The sequence below is a fragment of the Paraburkholderia franconis genome, from assembly GCF_009362735.1.
Taxonomy (GTDB): domain Bacteria; phylum Pseudomonadota; class Gammaproteobacteria; order Burkholderiales; family Burkholderiaceae; genus Paraburkholderia; species Paraburkholderia franconis.
On the sequence record NZ_WHNP01000008.1, the window covers coordinates 204,501 to 229,544 of the forward strand.

The window sequence follows — 25,044 nt, forward strand, 5'->3', positions numbered from 1 at the left end:
ATACCCGCGAACCTGCTTCCTACGGTCGTTTCAGCGTATCGTCCGTAACCGGGCATGATGGAAAATCGCGGAAAGCAGAAAGGCAAAGCAACCTGCCGCTGCACGCAAGTCGCGCAGCGCACACACTCCGTTGTTTCGTTTCGCTTTTTTTGAAAACTCAACGCATTGTCCACGCACATGTCCACAAGACATGTGGACAACGATGAACCGACGGACCCGAACGAGCCATGTCAACGAAAAAGCCTAACGCCGCTTATAGCGAAGCATCGATCAAGGTGCTCAAGGGCCTGGAGCCGGTCAAGCAGCGGCCCGGCATGTACACGCGCACCGAAAACCCGCTGCACATCATTCAGGAAGTCATCGACAACGCGTCCGACGAGGCGCTCGGCGGCTACGGCCGTCAGATCACCGTCACGCTGCACGCCGACCATTCCGTGTCCGTCGAAGACGACGGCCGCGGCATTCCGTTCGGCCTGCATCCGGAAGAAGGCGTCCCCGTCGTCGAGATCGTTTTCACGCGCCTGCACGCAGGCGGCAAGTTCGACAAGGCTGCGGGCGGCGCCTATACGTTCTCGGGCGGTCTGCACGGCGTCGGCGTGTCGGTGACGAACGCGCTGTCCACGCGCCTCGACGTTACCGTGTGGCGCGACGGCAAGGTCGCCGAACTCACTTTCTCGCACGGCGACGTCATCAAGCCGCTGCAGGTGCGCGCCGCGGCCAGGACCGACAAGAAATCCGGCACGCGCGTGACCGCGTGGGCCGATCCGAAATACTTCGATTCGCCTAACTTGCCGCTTGGCGAACTGCAACGCCTGCTGCGCTCGAAAGCCGTGCTGCTGCCGGGCGTCGAGGTCATCCTCGTCAACGAGAAAACGGGCGAGCGCCAAAGCTGGAAATACGAAGACGGTCTGCGCGGCTATCTGATGGAAGGCATGGCGGGCAGCGACCTGCTGATTCCTCTCTTCGAAGGCGAGCGCTACGCGGAAAGCTCGCGCTCGAACGAAGAGACGTTCGCGGAGGGCGAGGGCGCGGCGTGGGTCGTCGCGTGGAGCGAAGAAGGCCCCCTCACGCGCGAGTCCTATGTCAATCTGATTCCGACGCCGGCGGGCGGCACGCACGAAGCGGGTCTGCGCGACGGCCTCTTCCAGGCCGTGAAGAGCTTTGTCGAGTTGCACAACCTGCAGCCGAAAGGCGTGAAGCTGCTCGCGGAAGACGTGTTCGCGCGCGTTTCGTTCGTGCTCTCGGCCAAGGTGCTCGACCCGCAGTTCCAGGGGCAAATCAAGGAGCGCCTGAATAGCCGCGATGCCGTGAAGCTGGTGTCGTCGTTCGCGCGTCCCGCGCTCGAACTGTGGCTGAACCAGCACGTCGAGCACGGCAAGAAGCTCGCCGATCTCGTCATCAAACAGGCGCAGGCCCGCACGCGCGCGGGCCAGAAAGTCGAGAAGCGCAAGAGTTCGGGCGTCGCCGTGCTGCCGGGCAAGCTGACCGATTGCGAATCGACGGAAATCGGCCGCAACGAGCTGTTCCTCGTCGAGGGCGATTCGGCGGGCGGCTCCGCGAAGATGGGCCGCGACAAGGAATATCAGGCCATTCTGCCGCTGCGCGGCAAGGTGCTGAACACCTGGGAAACGGAGCGCGATCGTCTGTTCGCCAACAACGAAGTGCACGACATTTCTGTGGCGATCGGTGTCGATCCACACAACCCGGATGACGTCGTCGATCTGTCCAATCTGCGCTACGGCAAGATCTGTATCTTGTCCGATGCCGACGTCGACGGTTCGCACATTCAGGTGCTGCTGCTCACATTGTTCTTCAAGCACTTCCCGCAGCTGATCGAGCGCGGGCACGTGCATGTCGCGCGTCCGCCGCTGTTTCGCGTCGATGCGCCCGCGCGCGGCAAGAAGCCGGCGCAGAAGCTGTACGCGCTCGACGAAGGCGAACTCGAAGCGATTCTCGACAAGCTGCGCAAGGACGGCCTGCGCGAATCGCAATGGACGATCAGCCGCTTCAAGGGCCTCGGCGAAATGAGCGCCGAGCAGCTATGGGACACGACGATGAACCCGGACACGCGGCGCCTGTCGCCCGTCGCGCTCGGCGAACTCGACTTCGACGCGACCGTCGCGCGCATGACGATGCTGATGGGCAAGGGCGAAGCGGCGTCGCGCCGTAGCTGGCTCGAAGAGAAGGGCAACCAGGTCGAAGCGGATATCTGAGCGCCGCTGCGCTTCGTGCCAGCGAATGCATGTGAAGCACGAAGCGCGCGCCGCCGAACAAGGACACGGAATCTAGATGGACGACAACACTCCCGATCTTTTTGCCGAGCCGGCAGCGCCCGAGGGCGATGTCCTGACGCTTGGCAACTACGCGGAACGCGCGTATCTCGACTATGCGGTGAGCGTGGTGAAGGGCCGCGCGCTGCCCGATGTCAGCGATGGCCAGAAGCCCGTGCAGCGTCGCATCCTGTATGCGATGAACGAGATGGGTCTCGGCGACAACGCGAAGCCCGTCAAGTCGGCGCGCGTCGTCGGCGACGTGCTGGGCAAGTATCACCCGCACGGCGACCAGTCGGCGTACGACGCGCTCGTGCGTCTCGCGCAGGACTTCTCGATGCGCTATCCGCTGATCGACGGCCAGGGCAATTTCGGCTCGCGCGATGGCGACGGCGCGGCGGCGATGCGCTACACAGAAGCGCGTCTGACGCCGATCGCAAAACTGCTGCTCGATGAAATCGACCAGGGCACCGTCGATTTCATGCCGAACTACGACGGCTCGTTCGAAGAGCCGAAGCTGTTGCCCGCGCGTTTGCCGTTCGTGTTGCTGAACGGCGCGTCGGGTATCGCGGTCGGTCTCGCGACGGAAATTCCGTCGCACAATCTGCGCGAGGTTGCGGCGGCCGCCGTTGCGATGATCCGCCATCCGAAGATCACGCACGCCGAACTGATGCAGTACATCCCTGGCCCGGACTTCCCGGGCGGCGGCCAGATCATTTCGAGCGAAGCGGAAATCTCGCAGGCGTATGAGACGGGGCGCGGCAGTCTTAAGGTACGCGCGCGCTGGAAGATCGAAGACCTCGCGCGCGGCCAATGGCAGCTCGTGATCACCGAACTGCCGCCGAACACGTCCGGCCAGAAGGTGCTCGAAGAGATCGAAGAGCAGACCAATCCGAAGATCAAGCTCGGCAAGAAGTCGCTGACGCCCGAACAGTTGCAGACGAAACAGACGCTTCTTGGCCTGCTCGATGCCGTGCGCGACGAGTCGGGCAAGGATGCGCCCGTGCGTCTCGTGTTCGAGCCGAAGTCGCGCACGATCGATCAGACGGAGTTCGTGAACACGCTGCTCGCCCATACGAGCCTCGAATCGAACGCGACGCTGAACCTCGTGATGGTTGGCTCGGATGGCCGTCCGCGTCAGAAGGGCATTGCCGAGATGCTGCACGAGTGGGTCGGCTTCCGCTTCACGACCGTCACGCGCCGTTCGCAGCATCGTCTGGGTAAGGTCAACGACCGGATTCACATCCTCGAAGGCCGGATGATCGTCTTTCTGAACATCGACGAAGTCATCCGCATCATCCGCGAATCCGAAGAGCCGAAGGCAGCGCTGATCCAGGCGTTCGGTCTGTCTGATCGTCAGGCCGAGGACATCCTTGAAATCCGGCTGCGTCAGTTGGCACGCCTGGAGAAGATCAAGATCGAGAAGGAACTGTCCGAGCTGCGCGACGAAAAAGCGAAGCTTGAAGAACTGCTCGGCAGCGAACCGGCGATGAAGCGCCTGCTGATCAAGGAAATCGAAGCGGACGCGAAGCAATTCGGCGACGACCGCCGCACGCTGATCCAGCAGGAAAAGCGCGCGACGTTCGAAGCGCGCGTGGTCGACGAGCCGGTGACGGTCGTCGTGTCGCAGAAGGGCTGGGTGCGCGCATTGAAGGGTCATGGGCTCGACCCGGCCGGCTTCACGTTCAAGGCGGGCGACGGTCTCTATGCCGCGTTCCAGTGCCGCACGCCCGATACGCTGATCGCGTGGGGCAGCAAGGGTCGCGTGTATTCGGTGGCCGTCTCGCAGCTGCCGGGCGGACGCGGCGACGGCGTTCCCGTCACGTCGCTGATCGAGCTCGAATCGGGCACGCACCTGATGCATTACTTCGCGGCATCGGCGGACCAGGCGTTGCTGCTGGCATCGTCGAACGGCTTCGGCTTCATCGCGAAGGTCGGCGACATGGTGAGCCGCGTGAAGGCGGGCAAGGCGTTCATGACGATCGACGAAGGCGCGACGCCGCTCGTGCCGATGCCGATGCTGCCGGACGCTACGCAGGTCGCGTGTCTGTCGGGCGGCGGGCGTCTGCTCGTGTTCGGTCTCGACGAGATGAAGACGCTGTCGGGCGGCGGACGCGGCGTGACGCTGGTGGCGCTCGATCCGAACGAAGCGCTGACGCAGGCGCTCGCGATCAACGATGCGGGCGTCGTGCTGCAAGGCATCTACCGCAACAAGCCTTCCGAGGAACAGCTGTCGAGCAAGGCGCTCGCCCCGCATGTCGGCAAGCGCGCCCGCAAGGGACGCGCGCCGGACACGAAGCTGAAGGTGACGTCGCTGCGTCCGGTGCTGGGCGAATAAGGAGTAAGCCGTGTGAGCGCGGGGAATGTGCAGGCTTCATTCACCGCGCACGGCATGATCGTCTGGCCGTACTATCTTCGCTGCGGCACGCGTCATTGCAGTGTGCTTTGCTGACGCGCGCCTTGGCGAAAACCGTGAGCGGGGTCTCTCACGGCGCAATACAAAAGAAATCAGCGCAGAGAATGAACTGCGCATAACGTCGCGGGTCGAACGCGGTCGTTGGCTCATGTCGGAGCCGACACGTTATCGACACGACCGACAGGACACAACGGCAGCGCGCCATCATCGGGAAAGGAAAACAAATATGAACAAGGCGATCGAAGTCGCGCTCTTTCTGCATTTGCTGGGCGTCGCCGTGTGGATCGGCGGCATGGTGTTCGCGCATTTCTGCTTGCGCCCGGCGCTCGAAGATCTCTCGCCGCAATTGCGGCTGCCGCTGTGGGAATCGGTGTTCGGCCGCTTCTTCAACTGGGTGGGCGTGTCCGTTCTGGTCATTCTGCTGTCGGGCGGTTTTCTGCTGATGCAGTTCGGCGGCGGCCACGCCACCTGGCAACTGCACGCGATGGCCGGTCTCGGCATCATCATGATGCTGATCTTCGGGCATATCCGTTTTGCGGTGTTCCCGCGCATCCGCCGCGCGGTGCAGGCGCAGAAGTGGCCCGACGGCGCGCGGGCGGTGGCAACCGTGCGGCGTCTCGTCATCGTGAACCTGGTGCTCGGCATCGTGACGATCGGCGTGGCGGTGCTGTCGCGCGGTTTCTGATGTTCGCTTCCGCGCGGTTGTAGCGCCCGGCCGTTCCACCCAAAAGCGCCGCTTATGCATCGACATGGGCGGCGCTTCTTGCATCGGCGTCGGTGAAGCGCTGCGTCAGGCCACGTGCCCGATATACAGCCACACGCCGCACGCGACGGCGACCGTCCCATACACGGCATACACGGGCAGCTTTAGCTTCGCGAAGCACAGGCCCGAGAACAAGGCCGTCACGAGACAGGATGGTTCGAGCGGCACATGGCGCACGATGCGCAACACTGCGACGGCGAGAAATGCCGTCGTCACCGCGCGCAGCACGCGCATCCCATGCTCGAAGCGCGGGTTCGTCTTCAGTCGATGCAGATGGCGCTGCGCGAGCACGACGAGACAACCCGACGGCACGAAGAGCGCGATCGTCGCGATCAGGGCGCCGTGCCATCCTTCGACCAGATAGCCGAAGAACGGCACCACGTTCAGAAGCGGTCCCGGCGATAACGGCGACAGCGAGAAGGCCAGCGTGAATTCGTTGTCCGTGACGCCGATTGTCGGTGTGACCAGCAGCGTCTTCAGCACGGGCAGCGCGGAGAAGCCGCCGCCGAACAGCGTCAGTCCGGCGCCCGCGAGACGCGGCCATAACAGCGCGAGTTCGTAGCGATGCGGCAAGGGCAGCGCGAACGTCAGCAGCAGCACACCCAGGCCGATCAGAAGACGCCAGTCGCCCGTGCTGAGCGTCGTCGCGAGGCGCTCGCCGCGCGCGTCGCTGCGCAGCCACCCCGACATGAACGCAACGCCCAGCAGGCCGATGTAGGCGGCGGGTGTATGCGCGCCGACGAGCGCGATGCACCCGAGCACGGCTGCCGTCCATTCGAGCCATCCGCGCACGAGCGCGCGCGTCTGCTTGTACCAGGTCACGCCGATCAGCGTCGCAAGCACGACGCTGAAGTGATCGAGCAACGTCTGCGACGCGACTTCACGCACGATCGGCGTCCGGTAGAAGATCGCGAATGCCGTCATCAGCGTGAAGAAGGGCAGAACGCTCGCGAGGCCCGCGACCCATGCGCCCGAGCGTCCGCGCAACACATGGCCGAGCTGGACCGCGACATTGCAGCCGACGGGCCCCGGCACCATCCACGCGAGCGCGACGATGTCGGAGAACGCGAGGTGCGTCAGGCGTTCTTCGCGCTCAACGTAGTGATTCTCCAGCTGCGCCATCAGCGCGAGTCCGCCCCACGACAGCGCGGACAATCCGAACACGACACGAAAGAGCGCCCAGAGCGGCTCCCGCTCGTTGCTTCGTGCAGCTTCGTCTGTGGTTGGCGCGCGTAGCGCCGACATGTGCCGGGCTGGCCGCATGCGAACACCTGTCGGGTTAGTTTCTTGTGCGGTGCGCGCCGTCGATGCCCGCGCCGGCGTGCGTCGATGCCATGCGCGTCTAGACGAAACCGCCCGATACGCGCCGGTAACGTTCATGTCCTGCCTGTATGTCTTGCCTGGGTGACGCCGGATGGGCTGACGGGAACGAAGCCGCGTCGATGCGGCGTTGTTCCTCAGGCCGATTCGTCGCTGGTGCTCGAAGCGTCGCTGGTGCTGTCCGCGTCGCTGCTGTGCGCGACCCGCATGCCGTGCGTGCCGCACACGCCGAAGCGTTCGAGCAGCGCGGGGATGCCCTCGACGGGCACGGGCCGTGAAAACAGAAAGCCCTGCGCCTCGATATGTCCGAGTGCCGCGAGCCACGCGATCTGCTCTTCCGTCTCCGTGCCTTCGACCACCACTGTCAGCCCGAGCGAACGCGCGAGATTGACGATGGCCGACACCATCACGCAGACGCTACGGTCGCCGGGAATCGCCTGCACGAACGAGCGGTCGACCTTCAGCGTGTCGACCGAGAAGCGGTTCAGATACGACAGCGACGAATAGCCGGTGCCGAAGTCGTCGAGCGCGATGCGCACGCCGAGCCGCTTCAACGCGAAGATCTTTTCGGAGACGAGATCGGGATACTCCATCATCGCCGTCTCGGTGATTTCGAGTTCGAGGCGGCGCGCGCTGATGCCCGATTCCTCGATGGCCTGCGAAATCGTTTCGTACAGATCGCCGCGCCAGAACTGCACGGCCGAAATGTTTACGGCCAGCGACAGCGTGTCATAGCCCTGCTGCTGCCACTGCGCGAGCTGCCGGCACGCGGTGCGGATCACGAAATCGCCGATGGGCACGATCAGGCCCGTCGACTCGGCGACAGGGATGAACTCGTTCGCGGGAATCACACCGTGCTGCGGATGATTCCAGCGCACGAGCGCTTCGAAGCCGGTGATGCAGCGGCGCGACAGGTCGATCTTCGGCTGATACGCAAGGAACAGCTGCTGGTCGGCGAGCGCGACGCGCAGTTGCTGTTCCCACTTCATCAGATGGTCCGCGCGATGCGACAGATGCGGCGAGTAGAACTGATAGCAGTTCTTGCCCGCGTCCTTCGCGCTGTACATCGCGAGGTCGGCCTTCTTCAGCAGATCGATTTCGCTTTCGTTGGCCACCGAGTAGAGCGCGATGCCGATGCTCGCATGCAGCACGAACGAACTGCCGCGCACTTCGAACGGCTTTGCGAACACGTCGGAGATCACTTCCGCGAGCATCACCGAGCGCTTCTCGACATCGTCGCCCTTGAGCACGACGACGAACTCGTCGCCGCCGATGCGCGAGAGGGCGCCCGCATCGGCGACGGCATCGGCGAGACGCGCGGCCGTCATTTGCAGCACGATGTCGCCCGCGTTGTGGCCGAGCGTGTCATTGACGGTCTTGAAGTTGTCGAGGTCGATGAAGAGGATCGCCAGGTGGCCGACGTTCATCGGCTGCGCCACGTCGTGACGCAGGCTTTGCAGCGTCGAGTAGCGGTTGCGCAGGCCCGTGAGCAGATCGAACTCGACGAGATGCGTCATCTCGCGCTCGCGTCCGAGCAGCTTGCCGATCAGACCCGTGGCGACCGCGAAGAAGCCGAGCATCGCGAGCGAGATGAAGCTCGCCATCAGCAGATAGACGTTGCGCGTGTGGTTGTAGTCCGCGAACTCTTCGGCCTGCGACAGACCGACCAGCACGCCGAGCGGATAGCCGTCGATATGCCGGTACGACACGATGCGCGTGACGTTGTCGATCGAATCGACGTAGGTGCCCGACACGTGCTCCGAAGTCGGATAGACGCCCGTCGCCGTGAACACGCCTGGCGAGCTTTCTGTGTTGCCCGTACGGCGCGCGAGCACGGCACCGCTATCGGAGATCACCGCGATCACGCCTTCGCGACCGATGGCAGCGTTGTTGTAGAAGTCGGTCGTGAAATAGCTCGGGTCTTCCGACACGACCACGACACCCGCGAACGTGCCGTCGGGATGATTCAGGCGGCGCGTCATCTGCAAGGTCCAGTGGCCCGAGACGCGGCCGAGCACGGGCTTGCTGATGAAGAGCTGATCGTCGTTCTCGTGCTCGTGAACCTTGAAGTGCTCGCGGTCGGACAGATCGATCGGCTTCGGATTGGTTTCCGATGTGTTCGCGATGAGCTTGCCGCGCTCGTCGATCAGCGACACCTGTACGAGCGTTTCGCTTTGCACGACGCCCTTTTCGACCGTGCTGGTGAGATCGAAACGGCCCGGCGATTTTTCGAATTCGTATTTGACGAAGCGCGTAATCTGATCGACCTGGTGAATGGCCTTCACCGTGTGCTGTTCGAGCGCCGCCGACAAAATAGCGGCCGACGCCATCGCCTCGCGATAAGTCGTGTCCTTCTCAACCGACAGACGCGCGAAGATCACCGTCCACAGCAGCACGAGCACCAGCACGCCGAGCGCGGGAATCGCGAGCAGCGCGCGTCGGCGCGTACCGGCCGGATCGAGACGGTGCCTGACGTCGCGCGCGGAAGAGAGGCGGAACTGATTCATCGGATAGACCGTGACCCTGTGCGTTGCGGCTGTGCTTGCGTTTCGGTGCTTGCGTTGCGAACGACTGCGCGAATGTTAAAACCGGCTGTATCGAATGGTTGATATGCCGCAACTGCTGCGGGAAGCAGGGGCGTGGTGGCGAGCCAGACCACCCGGTTGGTCAACGGTTACGATTTTGATATTACTGAATGACCAATAATTAAGAAAGGTTTCGCGCATCGGGTATACGCTGGGCTCGGCGGGCATGCGAACGAATCATGCGCGCGTTGCCGCCGCTGGCCTGACAGGCGCGCCAGGCGGGCGTTTGAAAGACTGAGTCGAAAATATCCGGTGTGTCAGGAATCGCGTGAATGGATCGGCAACAGCCATTATGGCAACGAGGCCATTCATGCAGGCTGCATGAATGGCCTCGAACGTGTAATTAGCTTTTTTGTGTCGGCGCATCCGGCCGACTCTTAGAACATCCAGGTGACGCGTGAATGTCAGTTCCGGCAACGACGCGAACGCTTGCGGCGTCTATGGCAGCCTGAAAGTGCCGTCGACGACAGTCACGGATGCGCCGCCAATCCATGTCTTGCCCGCCGCATCGTCGTAACGGATGGAGACATCGCCCGCACGGCCAAGCGCCGTACCCTGGCGCACCGTGTATTGCGCGCCGGGCCGGCGGTTCTGCTGCGTGAGCAATCCTGCCAGCGCGGCGTTTGCACTACCCGTCACAGGGTCTTCCCCAATGCCGAGGCCGCCGCCCATCATCAGGCAGCGCAACTCGAAGGTCGCGGGTCCGTTCGGATCGTGCGGACCGTAGGCTGCGATGCCATGCGCGCCGACCGTCTTCGCGACACGCTCGAACAGCGCGGCATCGGGTTCGAGCGCGAGACACGCACGGGCCGAATTCATACGGACGACGAGCCATTGCGGACCGTTGTCGACGCCGCAGGGCTGCGCCGTGTAATCGATTGCATCGCTGCGCAAGGCTTGAGCGAGCGCCGGGTATTCGCTTTCGGCGAGCGGCGTCACGCGCGCGGGCGGTGCGGCGAAAGCCCACACGTTGCGTTGGCTATCTTCTTCCGTCAATTCGATCAGGCCCGCAGCGCATTGCTGGACCATACGTCCCGGCTGCTTCGCGTGATTGCCGGCCTCGCGCCACGCGTGCGCGGTGCCGAGCGTCGGATGGCCGGCGAACGGCAACTCGCCGCGCGTCGTGAAGATGCGCACGCGATAATCGGCCGACGAGTCGGTCGGCTTTAGCAGGAAGGTCGTTTCCGACAGATTCGTCCAGCGTGCGATTGCCTGCATCTGTTCGGCGTCGAGTCCGTCCGCGTCGAAAATCACGGCAAGCGGATTGCCTTTGAACGGCACCGACGTGAACACGTCGACCTGTTTGAAGCGAACGGTTTTCTCTTGCATCGTCTGTTTCCTGTTCGGTGTGTTTTTCCTGGTTGCGTGTGCAGCGACGTGGGACCGTTCCATGTGTGTCGGCACAACTTCAACTGTGACCAGCCCGCGCGACAGTAGAGGCACAAAAAACACGCCGCCGATGACGCGTTCACGTCATCGACGGCGTGTCGGCGTCGAACGGGCGATGAAGGCGCTCGCAACGAGCGCCTATACATGCAATACGCGCCGCTTATTGCACCTCGGCGATCAACTCGATCTCGACGCACGCGCCGAGCGGAATCTGCGCGACGCCGAATGCCGAGCGCGCGTGCTTGCCGCGCTCGCCGAACACATCGGCGATCAGTTCCGATGCGCCGTTCGTCACGATGTGCTGCTCGGTGAAATCGAGCGTCGAGTTGACGAGGCTCATCAGCTTGACGATGCGCGTCACGCGGTTCAGGTCGCCGACGTGCGCGTGCAGCGTCGCGAGCAGATCGATTGCGATCGAGCGCGCCGCGGCCTTGCCTTCTTCGGTCTTCAGCGTGTCGCCGAGCTTGCCGGCCCACACCTTGCCGTCCTTCTTCGCGATGTGTCCGGACAGATACACCGTGTTGCCGCTTTGCGCGCTCATCACGTAAGCGGCAGCGGGCGCGCCTGCTACGGGCAGTTCGATGCCCAGTTCCTTCAGCTTGTCATACACATTTGATTGAGCCATGACGTGTCCTTGTCGGTGAATGGAAAGAGTGGTTCGCGATGCGCCTACACGCGCGCGCGAATCAGTTCAGCGAGACGCGCAATGCCCTCGTCGATCTTCGCGGGTGGCACGGTCACGAACGACAGGCGCAACGTGTTCTGCTGCGCCTCGTTCGCGAAGAACGGACCGCCCGGCACGAACGCGACGTTTTGCGCGACGGCTTCTTCGAGCAGCTTCATCGAGTCGATGTGCTTCGGCAGCGACACCCAGATAAACATGCCGCCTTCCGGACGGTTCCACGCAACGCCGTCCGGCATGTAGCGTTCGAGCGAACCGAGCATCGCCTCGCACTGGTCGCGATACAGCGCGCGGATCTTCGGCACGTGCGTATCGAGGAAGCCGTCCTTCACGACTTCATGCACGATGCGCTGCGTGAAGCTGGGCGTGTGCAGGTCGGTGGCCTGCTTGGCCTGCACGAGCTTGAAGTGCAGTTCTTCGGGCGCAATGATGTAGCCGATGCGCAGACCCGGCGCCAGCACCTTGGAGAACGAACCGAGATGCACGATGTGATCGGGCGCCATCGACAGCATCGTCGGCAGCGGCTCGCCCTTGTAGTCGAGCGCGCCATACGGATCGTCTTCGATGACGGGGAAGGGCGCCGATTTCGCGAACTCCGCGAGCGCGCGGCGACGCTCGACGGGCAGGCGCCGACCCGTCGGATTCTGGAAGTTCGGCTGCGCGTACAGAAGGCGCGCGCCCTTCGTCAGTTCCGGCGTGAGACCTTCGGGGATCAGGCCGTTGCCGTCGGTCGGCACCTGCACATAGCGCGGCTCGTACATCGAGAACGATTGCAGCGCGCCGAGATACGTCGGCGTTTCGACGAGCACGGGGCTTTCCGGGCACACCAGCACTTTGCCGAGCAGGTCGAGCGCCTGTTGCGAGCCCGTCGTGATCAGCACCTGCGACGGACGGATTTGCGCGCCGTTCACCGAGTAGCGTTGCGCAACCCACTCGCGCAGCGGCATGTAGCCTTCCGTTGCGCTGTACTGAAGCGCGGCGGCGGGCGAGTCGCGCAGGATGCGGTCGGACGCCGCGCGCATTTCCTCGGCCGGGAACGTGGCCGGCGAAGGCAGACCACCCGCGAACGAAATGACCTCGGGCCGCTCGGTGACCTTCAGGATTTCGCGGATCGCCGAGCTGGTCAGCTTGCGAGCGCGTTCGGACAATTGCCAGGTCGGGGCATTGAGGTCGCTTTGATTCATGGTCTCCTCGTCGGTATGGCTTGAACAGGTGGTCGGTCAAAAAAGCGATTATCGCGCGAACTTGTCAGGCGGCGCGAACGGGCCGCGCGGCCGTGTGCACGGCAGTCTTGCGGCCGAGCATTACGGTGGCGATCACAGCGGCGGCGAAGATCCACGTGATGGCCGCGACGTCCTCGCCGAAGAAGAGGGCCGAAAAGGCCATCGTGAAGAAGATTTGCATTAGCTGAACCTGGCCGACGCGCGCGATGCCGCCCATCGCGAGGCCCGCGTACCACGCGAAAAAGCCGATGAACTGCGAGAACAGCGTCACGTAGCCGAACGCGAGCCAGGTCTTCAACGCGACGGGGCCGGGATGCGTGACGTGCTGCTCCCAGCCGAGCCACGCAACGGGAATCAGCAGGAACGGCGCGGACACGACGAGCGCCCAGCAGATCACCTGCCAGCCGCCCATCTGCCGCGCAAGCCGCGCGCCTTCCGCGTAGCCGAGCGCGCCGATGCCGACGGCGACGAGCATCAGCAGGTCGCCTGCCTGGAATGCGCCGCCGCCCGCCTGCAACGCGAACGCGACGACGATCGCGCTGCCCGCGACGGCGCTCGCCCAGAACGCCTTCGACGGCCGCTCGTGCGACAGCCACGCCGCGTAGATCGCGACGCACAGCGGCTGCAAGCCGTTGACGACGGCGCCATGCGACGCAGGCACGCTCTTCATCGCCCACGCCGAGAACACGGGAAACGCGATGATCACGCCGAGCGACACGACAGCGAGGGCCTTGAGCTGCGGCCAGGTCGGCAGCTTTTCGCGGCGGATCGCGAGCAGCGCGGCGGCGGGAACGGAAGCGGCGAGCGCGCGCCCCAGGCCGTTCAGCAGCGGGCTGAATTCGGCGACGACGATGCGGGTCATCGGCAGCGTCAGGCTGAAGATCATTACGCCGATCAGGCCGAGCAGCATGCCTTGGGTTTCGCGCTTCATTGCGTCTGTCTCTCCATGCGTGTGGTTATTTGAGCGTGCGCAGGCCGCTCGGGGTTTCGATTTCGGCGGCGAGCGCAGGCGCGCCGTCCGTGCTTTCGAGCGCGATCAGCGTTTGCGCGCCGAGCCACTGCAGTTGCTGCGCGACGAGATCCACTCGCGGATGCCAGCCCTTCAGCGACTTGAGCAGCAGGCCGGTTTCCGGCAGCACCATCGACGGATGGCGCGCCGTGTCCCATTGGATCAGCGACGGCACGATGCCATCGCCCGCGCCTTGCCACGCGGGGAACGCGCCGTCGTCGGCGACCGTGAGGCTCCACGTGAAATCGCCGCGCGTCATCGGCACGACGGTCGGGATGCGCTGCGGATACTGTTGTTGCCACAGCGCGAGATTCTTCGGCCGCTCGACGCGCGCGGCCCAGTGCGACAGATACGGACCGTTCGCGAGCCGCGCGTGCGTCGCGGGATCGTCGAGCGCGAACAGGCGTGGCCGAGCGTTCGCGGTTTCCTGCGCGTCCGGATCGATCGCGATGACTTCCAGATACACGCCGCCCCACAGATTGAGCAGCCGGTTGTGCGTGCGCATCGACGGATGCGCGCCGCCGCCCGACGGCGCGACGCCGAGCGTATCGGCGACGTACTCCGTGCCTTCGTCGAGCGTGCGGGCGGAAACAACGAGATGGTCGAGTCGTAGCGTGTGTGCGGTCATGGCTGCAAGGGAACGGTCGGTCGGCTGGAAGCCGCTACGGCAGGCAACTGTCTGCCGGATGCCGGGCCACCAGGGTTAATCTGTAAGAGTAACCGTTCGGCGCGGCCAGACCATGCACAGTGCGGCAAGGCCGGTATCGGCGGGCTTTGCGCCGCCGTCTGATAAAGCGGGCAATGGGAAAACAGCAGCAGCGTCGAATCAAATGTACCGGCAGTGACCGGCACAGTAACGGTACAATCGGCTCGATACTGTTCGGTACAGTTGTCCGGTCACATCGCCGTCCGTTCGACCGTGCATGCCGTTCGGCGGCGGCGGCCTGTTCCGCTGGTTTCGCGCGTTCCGCGACGGCCGCCAAGCCTGTTTCCGTTGTCGTTTCCGACGTTGCCCTTGCAGCGCATAGCTGGAGTCCGCCATGTCCGTCCCGCTCGATCTGATTCCCGCACCCCACGACGCGTCGGCGCTCACGCTCGTCGATCAGCTCGTCCAGTGGGCGCGCCGACGCATCGAAGAGCGCGTGTTCCGCCCCGGCATGCGCATGCCGTCGATCCGCAAGCTCGCGCTCGACAAGGGCGTGTCGCGCTTCACGGTCGTCGAGGCGTACGAGCGGCTCGTCGCGCAGGGCTATCTGGATTCGCGCCGCGGCTCCGGCTTCTACGTGCGTGAGCGTCTCGCGGGGCCGGTGTCCGTCGAGCGCCGTCTTTCCAATGCCGCTCCCGATGCGGCGCCCGCGCCCAGCACGATCGACGTCGTCTGGCTGTTGCGCAACATGCTGCATACGTCGACGCGGCCCGAGCGCGGTCCGGGCCTCGGCTATCTGCCGTCGCGCTGGCTCGACGGCGAGCTGATCACGGGCGCGCTGCGCACGCTCGGCCGGCAAAGCGGCGCGCAGATGCTCGGCTTCGGCACGCCGCAAGGCTTCCTGCCGCTGCGCCAGCAGTTGCAGACGCGGCTCGAAGAGCTGGAGATCGGCGCGTCGCCGGAACAGATCGTGCTCGTGTCCGGCATCACGCAGGCGATCGACCTGATTGCGCGGCTCTACGTGCAACCCGGCGATACCGTGATCGTTGGCGATCCGGCGTGGTTCCAGATGTTCGGGCGCTTCGCGTCGCAGGGCGCGCGCCTCGTCGGCATGCCGTACACGCCGGACGGCCCCGATCTCGACGCGCTCGAAACGCTCGTGCAGACCTGGCGCCCGAAAATGCTCGTAATCAACTCGGTGCTGCAAAATCCGACGGGCACGTCGCTGACGGCGGCGCAGGCGTTCCGTATATTGCGGCTCGCGGAGGAGTACGACTTCATCGTCGTCGAAGACGACATCTACGGCGACCTGTGCCCGCCCGGCTTTGCGGCGACGCGCCTCGCGAGCCTCGACCAGCTGCGGCGCGTCATTTATCTCGGCAGCTTTTCGAAGACGCTCGCGGCGAATCTGCGGGTCGGCTTCATGGCGTCGTCGCTGGACGTGGCGAAGGCCGTCACGGACCAGAAAATGCTCGTCGGCATGACGACGCCCGAACTGAACGAGCGCGTGCTGTACAAGATCCTGACGGAAGGGCACTACCGGCGGCACGTCGAGCGGCTTCGCGCGCGGCTCGACGGCGTGCGCGACAAATCTGTGCGGATGCTCGAAAAAACGGGGCTGCGGATGTTTCAGACACCGGCGGCGGGCATGTTCGTGTGGGCGGATACGGGCGTCGACGCCGATGCGCTCGCGGCCGCCGGCCACGAGGAAGGCTTCTTGCTGACACCGGGAAGCCTGTTCTCGCCGCAGCAGTCGCCGACCACGTGGATGCGCTTCAACGTCGCGAATTGCGGCGATCCGGCACTGCCGGCGTTTTTGTGCGGCTATCTGGACAGCGTCGCGCGCCGCGCTTCATGACATGGAGCCTCTTGAATCGGCGGCGCGCGACCCCATCTGAGCGCGCAACGCCCGTTTCGAGCGCCGCCGGCACGGGCATCGTCTGCTTCGAATCAACCAGCAACAGAAAGGGAAAACGACCATGGCACAAGAAACCATGAGCTTCCAGGCAGAAGTGAAACAGCTTCTGCACCTGATGATTCACTCGCTGTACAGCAACAAGGAAATTTTCCTGCGCGAACTGATCTCGAACGCATCGGACGCGGCCGACAAGCTGCGCTTCGAAGCGATCGCGAACAACGCGCTGTATGAAAACGATCCGAACCTGCGCATCCGCGTGTCGTTCGACAAGGCGGCGCGCACCGTCAGCATCGACGACAACGGCATCGGCATGAGCCGCGACGAAACGATCTCGCACCTCGGCACGATCGCGCGCTCGGGCACGAAGGAATTCTTCGGCAAGCTGTCGGGCGACCAGCAGAAGGATGCGGCGCTGATTGGCCAGTTCGGCGTCGGCTTCTACTCGGGCTTCATCGTTGCGGACAAGATCACAGTGGAGACGCGCCGCGCCGGCTTGCCGGCCTCGGAAGGCGTGCGCTGGGTGAGCTCGGGCGAGGGCGATTTTTCGGTCGAAGCGATCGAGCGCGCACAGCGCGGCACGACGATCACGCTGCATCTGCGCGCCGACGAAGACGAACTGCTGTCCGCGTGGAAGCTCAAGTCGATCATCCAGAAGTACTCGGATCACGTCGCGCTGCCCATCCTGATGCAGAAGGAAGAGTGGGACGCCGAGAAGAGCGAGATGGTCGCGAAGGACGAGGACGAGACCGTCAACCAGGCGAGCGCGCTGTGGACGCGCGCGAAGAACGACATTTCCGACGAGCAGTACAAGCAGTTCTACCAGCACCTGTCGCACGATCACCAGGACCCGCTGACGTGGACGCACAACCGCGTCGAAGGCCGCAGCGAGTACACGCAACTGCTGTACGTGCCGGCGCATGCGCCGTTCGATCTGTGGAACCGCGATCATCGCAGCGGCCTGAAGCTGTATGTGAAGCGCGTCTTCATCATGGAAGACGCCGAGCAATTGCTGCCCACGTATCTGCGTTTCGTGAAGGGCGTCGTCGATTCGAGCGATTTGCCGCTGAACGTGTCGCGTGAACTGCTGCAGGAAAGCCGTGACGTGAAGGCGATCCGCGAAGGCGTGACCAAGCGCGCGCTGTCGATGCTCGAAGAACTCGCGAATTCGGAAGAAGCCGCCGGCAAGGAGAAGTACGCGACGTTCTGGAATGAATTCGGCCAGGTGCTGAAGGAAGGCATCGGCGAAGACTTCTCAAACAAGGAGCGCATCGCGAAGCTCGCGCGTTTTGCGTCGACGCATAACGACTCGTCCGAGCAGAACGTGTCGCTGACGGATTACGTCGCGCGCATGAAGCCCGAACAGACGAAGATCTACTATGTGACGGCGGATACGTATCAGGCCGCGAAGAACAGCCCGCATCTCGAAGTGTTCCGCAAGAAGGGCGTCGAAGTGCTGTTGCTGACGGATCGCGTCGACGAATGGATGCTGTCGTTCCTCCAGGACTTCGACGGCAAGCCGCTGCAAAGCGTCGCGCGCGGCGACCTCGATCTCGGTCAGCTGAACGACGAAGAAAAGCAGGCGCAAGAGAAGGTCAGCGAAGAGTTGAAGCCGCTCGTCGAGCGCATGAAGGAGACGCTCAAGGACAAGGCGAAGGACGTGCGTCTGACGTTCCGTCTGACCGATTCGCCGTCGTGCCTCGTCGCCGACGAAGGCGAGATGAGCGGCTACCTGCAGCGCATGCTGAAAGCCGCGGGCCAGAATGCGCCGGCGATGCACCCGATTCTCGAAGTGAATCCGGAACATGCGCTCGTCAAGAACCTCAGCGCCGACAACGCGAACTTCGACGACTGGTGCCACCTGTTGTTCGATCAGGCGTTGCTGGCCGAAGGCGGTTCGCTCGAAGACCCGGCGAGCTTCGTGAAGCGCACGAATACGCTGTTGCTGGCGCGCTGATGCGCGTTGCCCGATAAAGGGGTGAAGAGAGGAAATGCGCTGCTTTGGCAGCGCATTTTTTTGTGCAGCGTTCGTGCGGCGATGTGCGGTTAGCGCTGTGGCGACGCGCCATTCAGCTTGCGCACCTGAGCAAGCACCGACCCCGCGAGTTCCTTCGCTTCGGCGCATGCATGCGCGTCGCTGAGCACATGCGCGGCGATCTTGCCGATGGCCGCGCCCGTGTGCTTCGTCGTGTGATGCTGCGCGAGCGCGGAGGCGGCGAGTTCCTTCTCGATCTTCGATGCGGCGGAGTGCTTGAGCACGATCGCGGCGAGATGCGCGACGCGGTCCGACGTGGCTTTGTCCTGAGCGGTCAATTGAAGCTCCCTGGGTTGTGGATAAAAGGCCGTGCATGAGAGCGCGGCGCTCGCCGGTTATCTTCATCGTTTGGCGGGCGCTTTGAACGGCGAACGGTCCGAACCGCGTACCGGAACGGTCGGTGAATTCATGCGGACATGGCGTCTCGAAGGCCTGCTTTTTCTGGCGACCCTATAATGCCGCCCATGTCTATTCGTTTCGATGCTGCCGACGCCCATTGGCGCGTCGCGCCCCTTCCAGGTTTTTCGACCGATCAAAAAGACTGGCTCACGCGTGGCGGTTCGCTGACCGCTCATCTGCGCACGCTCGGCGCGGTGGCTGTGCGCGTGACACGCGAAGCAGTCGATCTGCCCTATGAAGACGAGTACGCCGCGCTCGGCATCGCGTCGCGCACGCCCGTGTGGGTGCGTGAAGTGGCGTTGTCGGTGGACGGCACGCCGTTTGTCGCCGCGCATAGCATCGTGCCGCTCACGCCGAGCACGGGCGTCTGGCAGGCGATGCGGCGTCTGCGCACGCGGCCGCTCGCGGAGCTGTTGTATAGCGACAGCAGCGTGTCGCGTTCGTCGCTGGCGAGCCGGCGCGTGACGGCGCGGCATCCGCTGTATCGGCTCGCGTCGAAAGAAACGGGCGACGTGCGCGTGCATGCGCTCGTCGCGCGGCGCTCGGTGTTCGAGCGCTATGGCGAGCCGCTGATGGTCACCGAATGCATGCTGCCCGCGCTGTGGGCAAAGCTCGCGATGCGCGGCGACCGGCGCGCGCTCGGGCAGATCGCACAGCCCGTGCCGCGCGATCACGGCCAGGCGCTCGATCACACGGCGTCGCGCGCCGACGTTAACGCAAAACGCGTCGACAGGCGCATCGACAAGCGCGAGGAGGCCCGCTGATGCTGCGCGGCTTTCCTCCCGTCGTCGCCGAGAGCACGCATACGCTGATACTCGGCAGCTTTCCGGGCGAGGCGTCGCTCGCGGCGACGCAGTATTACGCGCATCCGCGCAATCAGTTCTGGCGCTTGCTCGGCGCAGTGATCGGCGAACCGCTGGCCGAACTCGATTACCCCACGCGTCTCGAGCACGTGTTGAAGCATGGCGTCGGCGTGTGGGACGTGCTTGCCGCGTGCACGCGCGAGGGCAGTCTCGACGTGGCGATCCGCAACGCGACGCCCAACGATTTCGCATCGCTGCGCGAGTACGCGCCGAAGCTCGCGAAGGTCTGCTTCAATGGCAAGACGGCGGGCCGCTTTGCGACCGTGATCGCCGCAGCCGGCTACGAAACTCTCGTGCTGCCGTCGTCGAGTCCCGCGAATGCTATGCTCTCGTTCGACCAAAAATTGCGCCTGTGGCGCGACATCCTTACATGACGAAACTGATCAAGCGCGCTTCGGCCGAGGCGCGTGCTTTCCGCAACAAAGAGTCCGCAGTCTCGAAGCAAAGAATCTCGCGCGCGAAAACGCGTGCCGCGCGTGACGAAGACGACTTCGCCGGCGTCGCAAAGGCCTCGATGATCGAAGCGCCGCGCAAGCCGCGCTTTGCGCCCGTCACGTTCTCGGAAGAGGGCGGCGTGCGCTATCTGCACTTCGGCACGGAATGGGTGCAGGGCGCGATGCGTCTGTCGAAGCCCGATCACATCGAACTCGAATACGCGCAGCAGATGATGGCCTGGCTGCTGTTCCTCGAAACGCCGAAGCGCATCGTGCAGCTCGGACTCGGCACCGGCTCGCTGACGAAGTTCGCGCACCGCTACCTGAAGCGCGCGCAGGTCGAAGCCGTCGAGCTGAATCCCGCTGTCGTGATCGCGGCGCGCACGATGTTCGGCCTGCCCGCCGACGACGCGCGTCTCAGCGTGCGCGAGACGGACGCATGGGAGTTCGTCAACGACCGCGCGAACCACGGCACGGTCGGCGCATTGCAAATCGATCTGTACGATGCGACGGCGCGCGGCCCGGTGCTCGACAGCGTCGCGTTCTATCGCGCCGCACGTGCATGCCTTGCGCAAGCGGGTGTGGCCACCGTCAACCTGTTCGGCGATCATCCGAGCTTCGTGCGCAACATGAAGCGGCTGAACGAAGCCTTCGACGGACGCGTCGTCGCGTTGCCGGAAGTGCACGACGGCAACCGCATCGCGATCGCGTTCTCGGGGCCCGCCATCGACGTGCCGTTCACGCAGTTGCAGGCGCGCGCGAAGCTGCTCGAAGCGCAGCTCGCGTTGCCGGCGCGCAAGTGGGTCAAGGGCTTGCAGGAATCGACGGGGCAGAACGGCACGTTCGCGGTCTGACGCGCGTCGGCGTTCGAACGCTAAAAGAAACGCGACAGGCGTCGCAACCAGCGACGCCATCAGTAACCACACGGGCCCCGCGCTGGTGCAACGCCAGCGCGCAATCGCCGTGCCATCGACACTGCACGGCGGAATCAAAGCGGCTTCAATGCGGCTGCAAGTGCGGCTTTGGCTCAAACACACTCGAATCGACAGGGCATAGCACAGCCCGTCCAATCAAGCGGCAGAAGTATCCGCTTTGGTCTCCTTTCCCACACTCCCCGACGATTCTCCTATTGACAACACCGTTGCGTTTAGGGTCAGCCCTGCTTGACCGGTCGTTCGCCACTCCGATACTCTTTCGATGCTTTCGGGGAGCCTGAGCTGTTATCCGCAGCCGGGTCCATCTGCCCGCCAAACTCGGGCCACAATTCAATAAAAGGAAAGAGGAGACGTCATGGCTCACGACGCCGCCGCCAACAAGGCCAGCAAGCACTGGCTCTGGCTGTTGCTGCTGCCCTGGATCGCGATGATCTGGGTGCCGTCATACAACAAGGTCGAACCGCAACTGTTCGACTTCCCGTTCTTCTACTGGTATCAGCTCCTGTGGGTGCTGATCAGCGCCGTGATCACCGCGCTGGTGTACTTCAAGACGAAGACCCGCTCGAAGGGAGGCGCACGATGAATGCAATCGCAACCTTCGTCTTCGTTCTGTTCTTCATCGGCGTCACGATTCTCGGCTTCGTCGCGGCCCACTGGCGGCGCGGCGACCTCGCGCACCTGGAAGAGTGGGGCCTCGGCGGCCGGCGCTTCGGCACGGTCGTCACGTGGTTCCTGCTGGGCGGCGACCTGTACACCGCGTACACGTTCATTGCCGTGCCGGCGCTCGTGTTCGGCGCGGGCGCGACGGGTTTTTTCGCGCTTCCTTATACGATCCTGATCTATCCGTTTGCGTTCGTCGTGTTCCCGAAGCTGTGGAGCATTGCGAAGCGTCATGGCTATGTCACGTCCGCCGACTTCGTCAACGCACGCTACGGCAGCCGCATGCTGGCGCTCGTCGTCGCCGTGACGGGCATCGTCGCGACGATGCCGTACATCGCGCTGCAACTGGTCGGCATCGAAGTGGTGATCGGCGCACTCGGCTTCGATACGACGGGCTTCGTCGGCGATCTGCCGCTGATCATCGCGTTCGCGATCCTCGCGGCCTACACGTACACGTCGGGTCTGCGCGCGCCGGCAATGATCGCCGTCGTCAAGGACGTGCTGATCTACATCACGATCGGCGCCGCGATCATCGTGATTCCGCCGCAACTCGGCGGCTTCGGCCACATCTTCAGCGCGGTGCCGCCCGCCAAGCTGCTGCTGAAGGCGCCGGACGTGGCGAGCCTGAACGGCTATAGCGCATACGCGACACTGGCAGTGGGATCGGCGCTCGCGCTCTTCCTGTATCCGCACTCGGTGACGGCGATTCTGTCGTCGTCGTCGGGCAATACGATCCGTCGCAACATGGCGATGCTGCCGGCGTACTCGCTCGTGCTCGGCCTGCTCGCGCTGCTCGGCTTCATGGCGCTCGCGGCGGGCGTGAAGGACATGCCGGAGTTCGCGCCGTACTTCAAGGCCTTCGGCCCGAACTTCGCGGTGCCGGCGCTGTTCCTGCACTTCTTCCCGTCGTGGTTCGTCGGCGTCGCGTTCGCGGCGATCGGCATCGGCGCGCTGGTGCCTGCCGCGATCATGTCGATTGCAGCGGCGAACCTGTACACGCGCAACATCCACAAGGAGTTCGTCAACCGCAACATGACGCACGAGCAGGAAACGAACATCGCGAAGCTCGTCTCGCTGATCGTGAAGGTGGGCGCTGTCGCGTTCATTCTCGGCTTGCCGCTCACGTACGCGATCCAGTTGCAGCTGCTCGGCGGCATCTGGATCATCCAGACGCTGCCCGCGATCGTGCTCGGCCTCTATACGCGTGTGCTCGACTATCGCGGTCTGCTGCTCGGCTGGGCGGCGGGCATTGCCGTCGGCACGTGGATGGCGATCTCGCTGAAGCTCGCGGGCTCGATCTATACGATCCACATCGGCGGTATGGCGATTCCGGGTTATGCGGCTGTCTGGTCGCTGATCGTCAACCTCGTGGTGTCGATCGTCGTCAGCTTCGCCGTGCGCGCAGCGGGCATGAAACACGCGGAAGACCGCACGAGTCCGGAAGACTATCTGGACCACCCGGTCGAAAGCTGATCGCGCCGTTTGCGCGGTCTGAATCACACGAAGCCCGCAGCCGATGCTGCGGGCTTTTTCATTGGCGTGGCGCGGTCTGACGGTCTCCTGCCGATGCCGCTCACATCGTTTATGCTCGTCTGGTGGTTTCGACCCAACGAGAGATGACCGATGGCATTCGCAGACCCGCATTCGAATCCGTCACGCAAGCGCAACGGCACGCCGCCCGTCTCGAGCGATGCCGTCACCGCGCGCCTTGCGCCGCGCCGCGCGCGCATCGGACGGATCGCGAGCGCGATCACGTCACCGTACTATCGCTACCGGCACGCGAAGTTCTTCCATAGTCTGCGCGTCGGTCTCGCGATGCTCGTGTCGATTCTCGCGACGACGGGCATCGACATTCCGCATGGCATCTGGTCGTCGGTGACGCTGCTGGTGGTGATCGGCGGGCTGCAGCATCACGGCAATATCCGCAAGAAGGCGGCGGAGCGCGCGGCGGGCACGCTGCTCGGCGCGGCGCTCGGGCTTGCGCTGATCCTGCAGCAGAACCTGTTCGACTCGCTGCCGCTCACGTATGTGCTGATGTCGGTGATTGCCGCAGTCTGCGCGTGGTTCGCGATCGGCACGGCCGGTTACGTCGCGCTGCTGACGGCGATCACGATGTGCATCGTCGCGGGCCACGGCGACAACATGATCGATACGGGCCTGTGGCGCACGCTGAACGTGCTGATCGGCATCGTGATCGCGCTCGCGTTTTCGTTCGCGCTGCCGCTGCACGCAACGTATTCGTGGCGCTATCTGCTCGCCGACAACCTGCGCGAGTGCGCGCGCCTCTACACGCGGATGATGACGTGCGTGCCCATCGGCGGCGACGAGCAGGTGGCCGCGTTCATCCGCATGGGCAAGCGGCTCGTGCAGTTGCGCTCGCTGATGCCGTCGGTGGCGAAGGAAATCGACTTGCCCATCGCGCGGCTCGACGACATCCAGCGTCTGCATCGCTCGATGCTGAGCGCGCTGGAAATGCTGTCGACGGGCACGCTCGCGCACGCGGAAATACGCGAAGCGTTTGCGCGCGAGTGCGGCGAGGAGACGAACGCGGTGCGCATGACGCTGCTTGCGAGCGCGCGCGCGTTGCGCTTCGCGGGCGCGACGCAGTTCGGGATGCCGGAGGAGGTTTCAGCGGAGACGCTCGCTTGCCCGCCTGCTGACGAGACGGCACAAAGCGCAGAAAATCTGACAGGCGCGCAGGCTTCGCACAAAGAAATGGCCCCTGAATTGCAGGGGCCATATTGGCTTGCGCAGCGCTTCGCGGAACAGGTCGAGCGCATGCGCGCGTTGCTGGCTGCTGCCGAGCCGAACTGGAACATCGAAGGCGGAGATCGCGAGCACGCCGCGCGCTGATTCGCTTACCGGCTCGATATTTTGGGGTTGGTATCAGCTTGGGTGCTTGTCGCCTTCGTGCGGGTTCGTGACCATCCACATCACGCCGAACTTGTCGATGGCCATCCCGAAGCCGCTGCTCCAGAACGTCGCCTGCCACGGCATCACGACGTTGCCGCCTTCCGAAATCGCCTTGAACGTCTTTTCGCCCTGCGACGGGTCGTCGACGGTGATCGACAGGCTGTAGCCCGAGTGCGTGACGGGCGTTCCGTCGCAATTGCCATCCGACGCCATTAGTTCCGTCGAACCGATCTTGATCGTCGAATGCATGATTTTTTCTTCCGTGCCGGGGCGGATCGGCTGCTCGGGGCTCGGCGGCGCATCTTTGAAGCGCATCTGGAACAGCACCTGCGCGCCGAGCTTCTCACCGTAGAACTTCAGCGCTTCTTCACAGCGGCCATTGAAAAACAGATAGGGTTGGACTTGCATCGATGTCTCCACTCAATTGACATGTCGTTCCATGCGAACGCGCAGCGACGCATTCGTGTCAACGATTGTAGTCGTCGCGGGAGCGTCGAATGTGAAACTGTGTTGACCGAAGCAACGCGCGCAGCGGGCTGACAGTATGCGATGAACTCGCAAGAAAGCTGGCGCAAAAAGCGCATAAA

Annotated in this window: 20 protein-coding genes; 11 read left to right on the forward strand and 9 right to left on the reverse strand. The window is 64.0% G+C overall.

The genetic code is table 11. The features are described 5' to 3' along the window. The first annotated feature begins 227 nt into the window (after positions 1-227). From GCT13_RS11710 to GCT13_RS11720, 3 genes are all read left to right on the forward strand, one after another. The gene (locus GCT13_RS11710; RefSeq protein WP_152758029.1) at positions 228-2,213 is read left to right on the forward strand and encodes a DNA topoisomerase IV subunit B; all 1,986 of its coding nucleotides are present in this window, start codon (positions 228-230) and stop codon (positions 2,211-2,213) included. A gap of 76 nt (positions 2,214-2,289) precedes the next feature. Next, positions 2,290-4,608, forward strand: a complete 2,319-nt coding sequence (parC, locus tag GCT13_RS11715; protein ID WP_152758032.1) for a DNA topoisomerase IV subunit A — start codon at positions 2,290-2,292, stop codon at positions 4,606-4,608. Between the two features lie 304 nt (positions 4,609-4,912). Beyond that, positions 4,913-5,371, forward strand: coding sequence for a CopD family protein (locus GCT13_RS11720; protein WP_087734477.1), 459 nt, complete (start codon positions 4,913-4,915; stop codon positions 5,369-5,371). 105 nt (positions 5,372-5,476) lie between these two features. Here GCT13_RS11720 and GCT13_RS11725 read toward each other — a convergent pair whose 3' ends face one another. The 7 genes from GCT13_RS11725 to GCT13_RS11755 form a co-directional block, all read right to left on the reverse strand. After that, positions 5,477-6,712 (reverse strand): chromate transporter, encoded by a 1,236-nt coding sequence (locus GCT13_RS11725; protein WP_152758034.1) that lies wholly within the window; start codon positions 6,710-6,712, stop codon positions 5,477-5,479. A gap of 194 nt (positions 6,713-6,906) precedes the next feature. Next, the gene (locus GCT13_RS11730) at positions 6,907-9,276 is read right to left on the reverse strand and encodes a bifunctional diguanylate cyclase/phosphodiesterase (protein WP_152758036.1); all 2,370 of its coding nucleotides are present in this window, start codon (positions 9,274-9,276) and stop codon (positions 6,907-6,909) included. 516 nt (positions 9,277-9,792) lie between these two features. Further along, a complete protein-coding gene (locus GCT13_RS11735) occupies positions 9,793-10,683 on the reverse strand; it encodes a PhzF family phenazine biosynthesis protein (protein ID WP_152758038.1) in 891 nt (296 codons plus the stop codon). Positions 10,684-10,903: 220 nt separating this feature from the next. Continuing rightward, positions 10,904-11,368, reverse strand: a complete 465-nt coding sequence (locus GCT13_RS11740; RefSeq protein WP_090864494.1) for a RidA family protein — start codon at positions 11,366-11,368, stop codon at positions 10,904-10,906. Between the two features lie 44 nt (positions 11,369-11,412). Then, a complete protein-coding gene (locus GCT13_RS11745; protein WP_152758040.1) occupies positions 11,413-12,609 on the reverse strand; it encodes an aminotransferase-like domain-containing protein in 1,197 nt (398 codons plus the stop codon). Positions 12,610-12,673: 64 nt separating this feature from the next. Continuing rightward, positions 12,674-13,579, reverse strand: a complete 906-nt coding sequence (locus tag GCT13_RS11750; protein WP_152758042.1) for a DMT family transporter — start codon at positions 13,577-13,579, stop codon at positions 12,674-12,676. Between the two features lie 25 nt (positions 13,580-13,604). Next, the gene (locus GCT13_RS11755; RefSeq protein ID WP_152758044.1) at positions 13,605-14,285 is read right to left on the reverse strand and encodes a VOC family protein; all 681 of its coding nucleotides are present in this window, start codon (positions 14,283-14,285) and stop codon (positions 13,605-13,607) included. Positions 14,286-14,697: 412 nt separating this feature from the next. Here GCT13_RS11755 and GCT13_RS11760 point away from each other — a divergent pair, with 412 nt between their 5' ends. Both GCT13_RS11760 and htpG read left to right on the forward strand, forming a co-directional pair. After that, a complete protein-coding gene (locus tag GCT13_RS11760; protein ID WP_152758046.1) occupies positions 14,698-16,161 on the forward strand; it encodes an aminotransferase-like domain-containing protein in 1,464 nt (487 codons plus the stop codon). A gap of 121 nt (positions 16,162-16,282) precedes the next feature. After that, on the forward strand, positions 16,283-18,175 hold the full coding sequence (htpG, locus tag GCT13_RS11765; RefSeq protein ID WP_152758048.1) for a molecular chaperone HtpG: 1,893 nt from the start codon (positions 16,283-16,285) through the stop codon (positions 18,173-18,175). A gap of 89 nt (positions 18,176-18,264) precedes the next feature. On the opposite strand, the gene GCT13_RS11770 is transcribed toward htpG, so the two are convergent. After that, positions 18,265-18,531, reverse strand: coding sequence for a hypothetical protein (locus GCT13_RS11770; protein WP_152758050.1), 267 nt, complete (start codon positions 18,529-18,531; stop codon positions 18,265-18,267). A 186-nt stretch (positions 18,532-18,717) separates the two neighbouring features. Here GCT13_RS11770 and GCT13_RS11775 point away from each other — a divergent pair, with 186 nt between their 5' ends. From GCT13_RS11775 to GCT13_RS11800, 6 genes are all read left to right on the forward strand, one after another. Then, positions 18,718-19,416, forward strand: coding sequence for a chorismate--pyruvate lyase family protein (locus GCT13_RS11775; RefSeq protein ID WP_152758053.1), 699 nt, complete (start codon positions 18,718-18,720; stop codon positions 19,414-19,416). Beyond that, positions 19,416-19,889 (forward strand): DNA-deoxyinosine glycosylase, encoded by a 474-nt coding sequence (locus GCT13_RS11780; protein WP_087734488.1) that lies wholly within the window; start codon positions 19,416-19,418, stop codon positions 19,887-19,889. The genes GCT13_RS11775 and GCT13_RS11780 overlap by 1 nt, the downstream gene beginning before the upstream one ends. After that, positions 19,886-20,803 (forward strand): class I SAM-dependent methyltransferase, encoded by a 918-nt coding sequence (locus GCT13_RS11785; RefSeq protein WP_152758055.1) that lies wholly within the window; start codon positions 19,886-19,888, stop codon positions 20,801-20,803. Before GCT13_RS11780 ends, GCT13_RS11785 begins: the two co-directional genes overlap by 4 nt. Before the next feature lie 436 nt (positions 20,804-21,239). Further along, complete coding sequence (locus GCT13_RS11790) at positions 21,240-21,467, forward strand: DUF3311 domain-containing protein (RefSeq protein ID WP_087734490.1); 228 nt, start codon at positions 21,240-21,242, stop codon at positions 21,465-21,467. Further along, positions 21,464-23,017, forward strand: a complete 1,554-nt coding sequence (mctP, locus tag GCT13_RS11795) for a monocarboxylate uptake permease MctP (RefSeq protein ID WP_152758057.1) — start codon at positions 21,464-21,466, stop codon at positions 23,015-23,017. The genes GCT13_RS11790 and mctP overlap by 4 nt, the downstream gene beginning before the upstream one ends. A 150-nt stretch (positions 23,018-23,167) precedes the next feature. Continuing rightward, a complete protein-coding gene (locus GCT13_RS11800; protein ID WP_152758059.1) occupies positions 23,168-24,397 on the forward strand; it encodes an FUSC family protein in 1,230 nt (409 codons plus the stop codon). 33 nt (positions 24,398-24,430) lie between these two features. Here GCT13_RS11800 and GCT13_RS11805 read toward each other — a convergent pair whose 3' ends face one another. Beyond that, a complete protein-coding gene (locus GCT13_RS11805) occupies positions 24,431-24,865 on the reverse strand; it encodes a VOC family protein (protein WP_087734493.1) in 435 nt (144 codons plus the stop codon). Positions 24,866-25,044 lie beyond the last annotated feature (179 nt).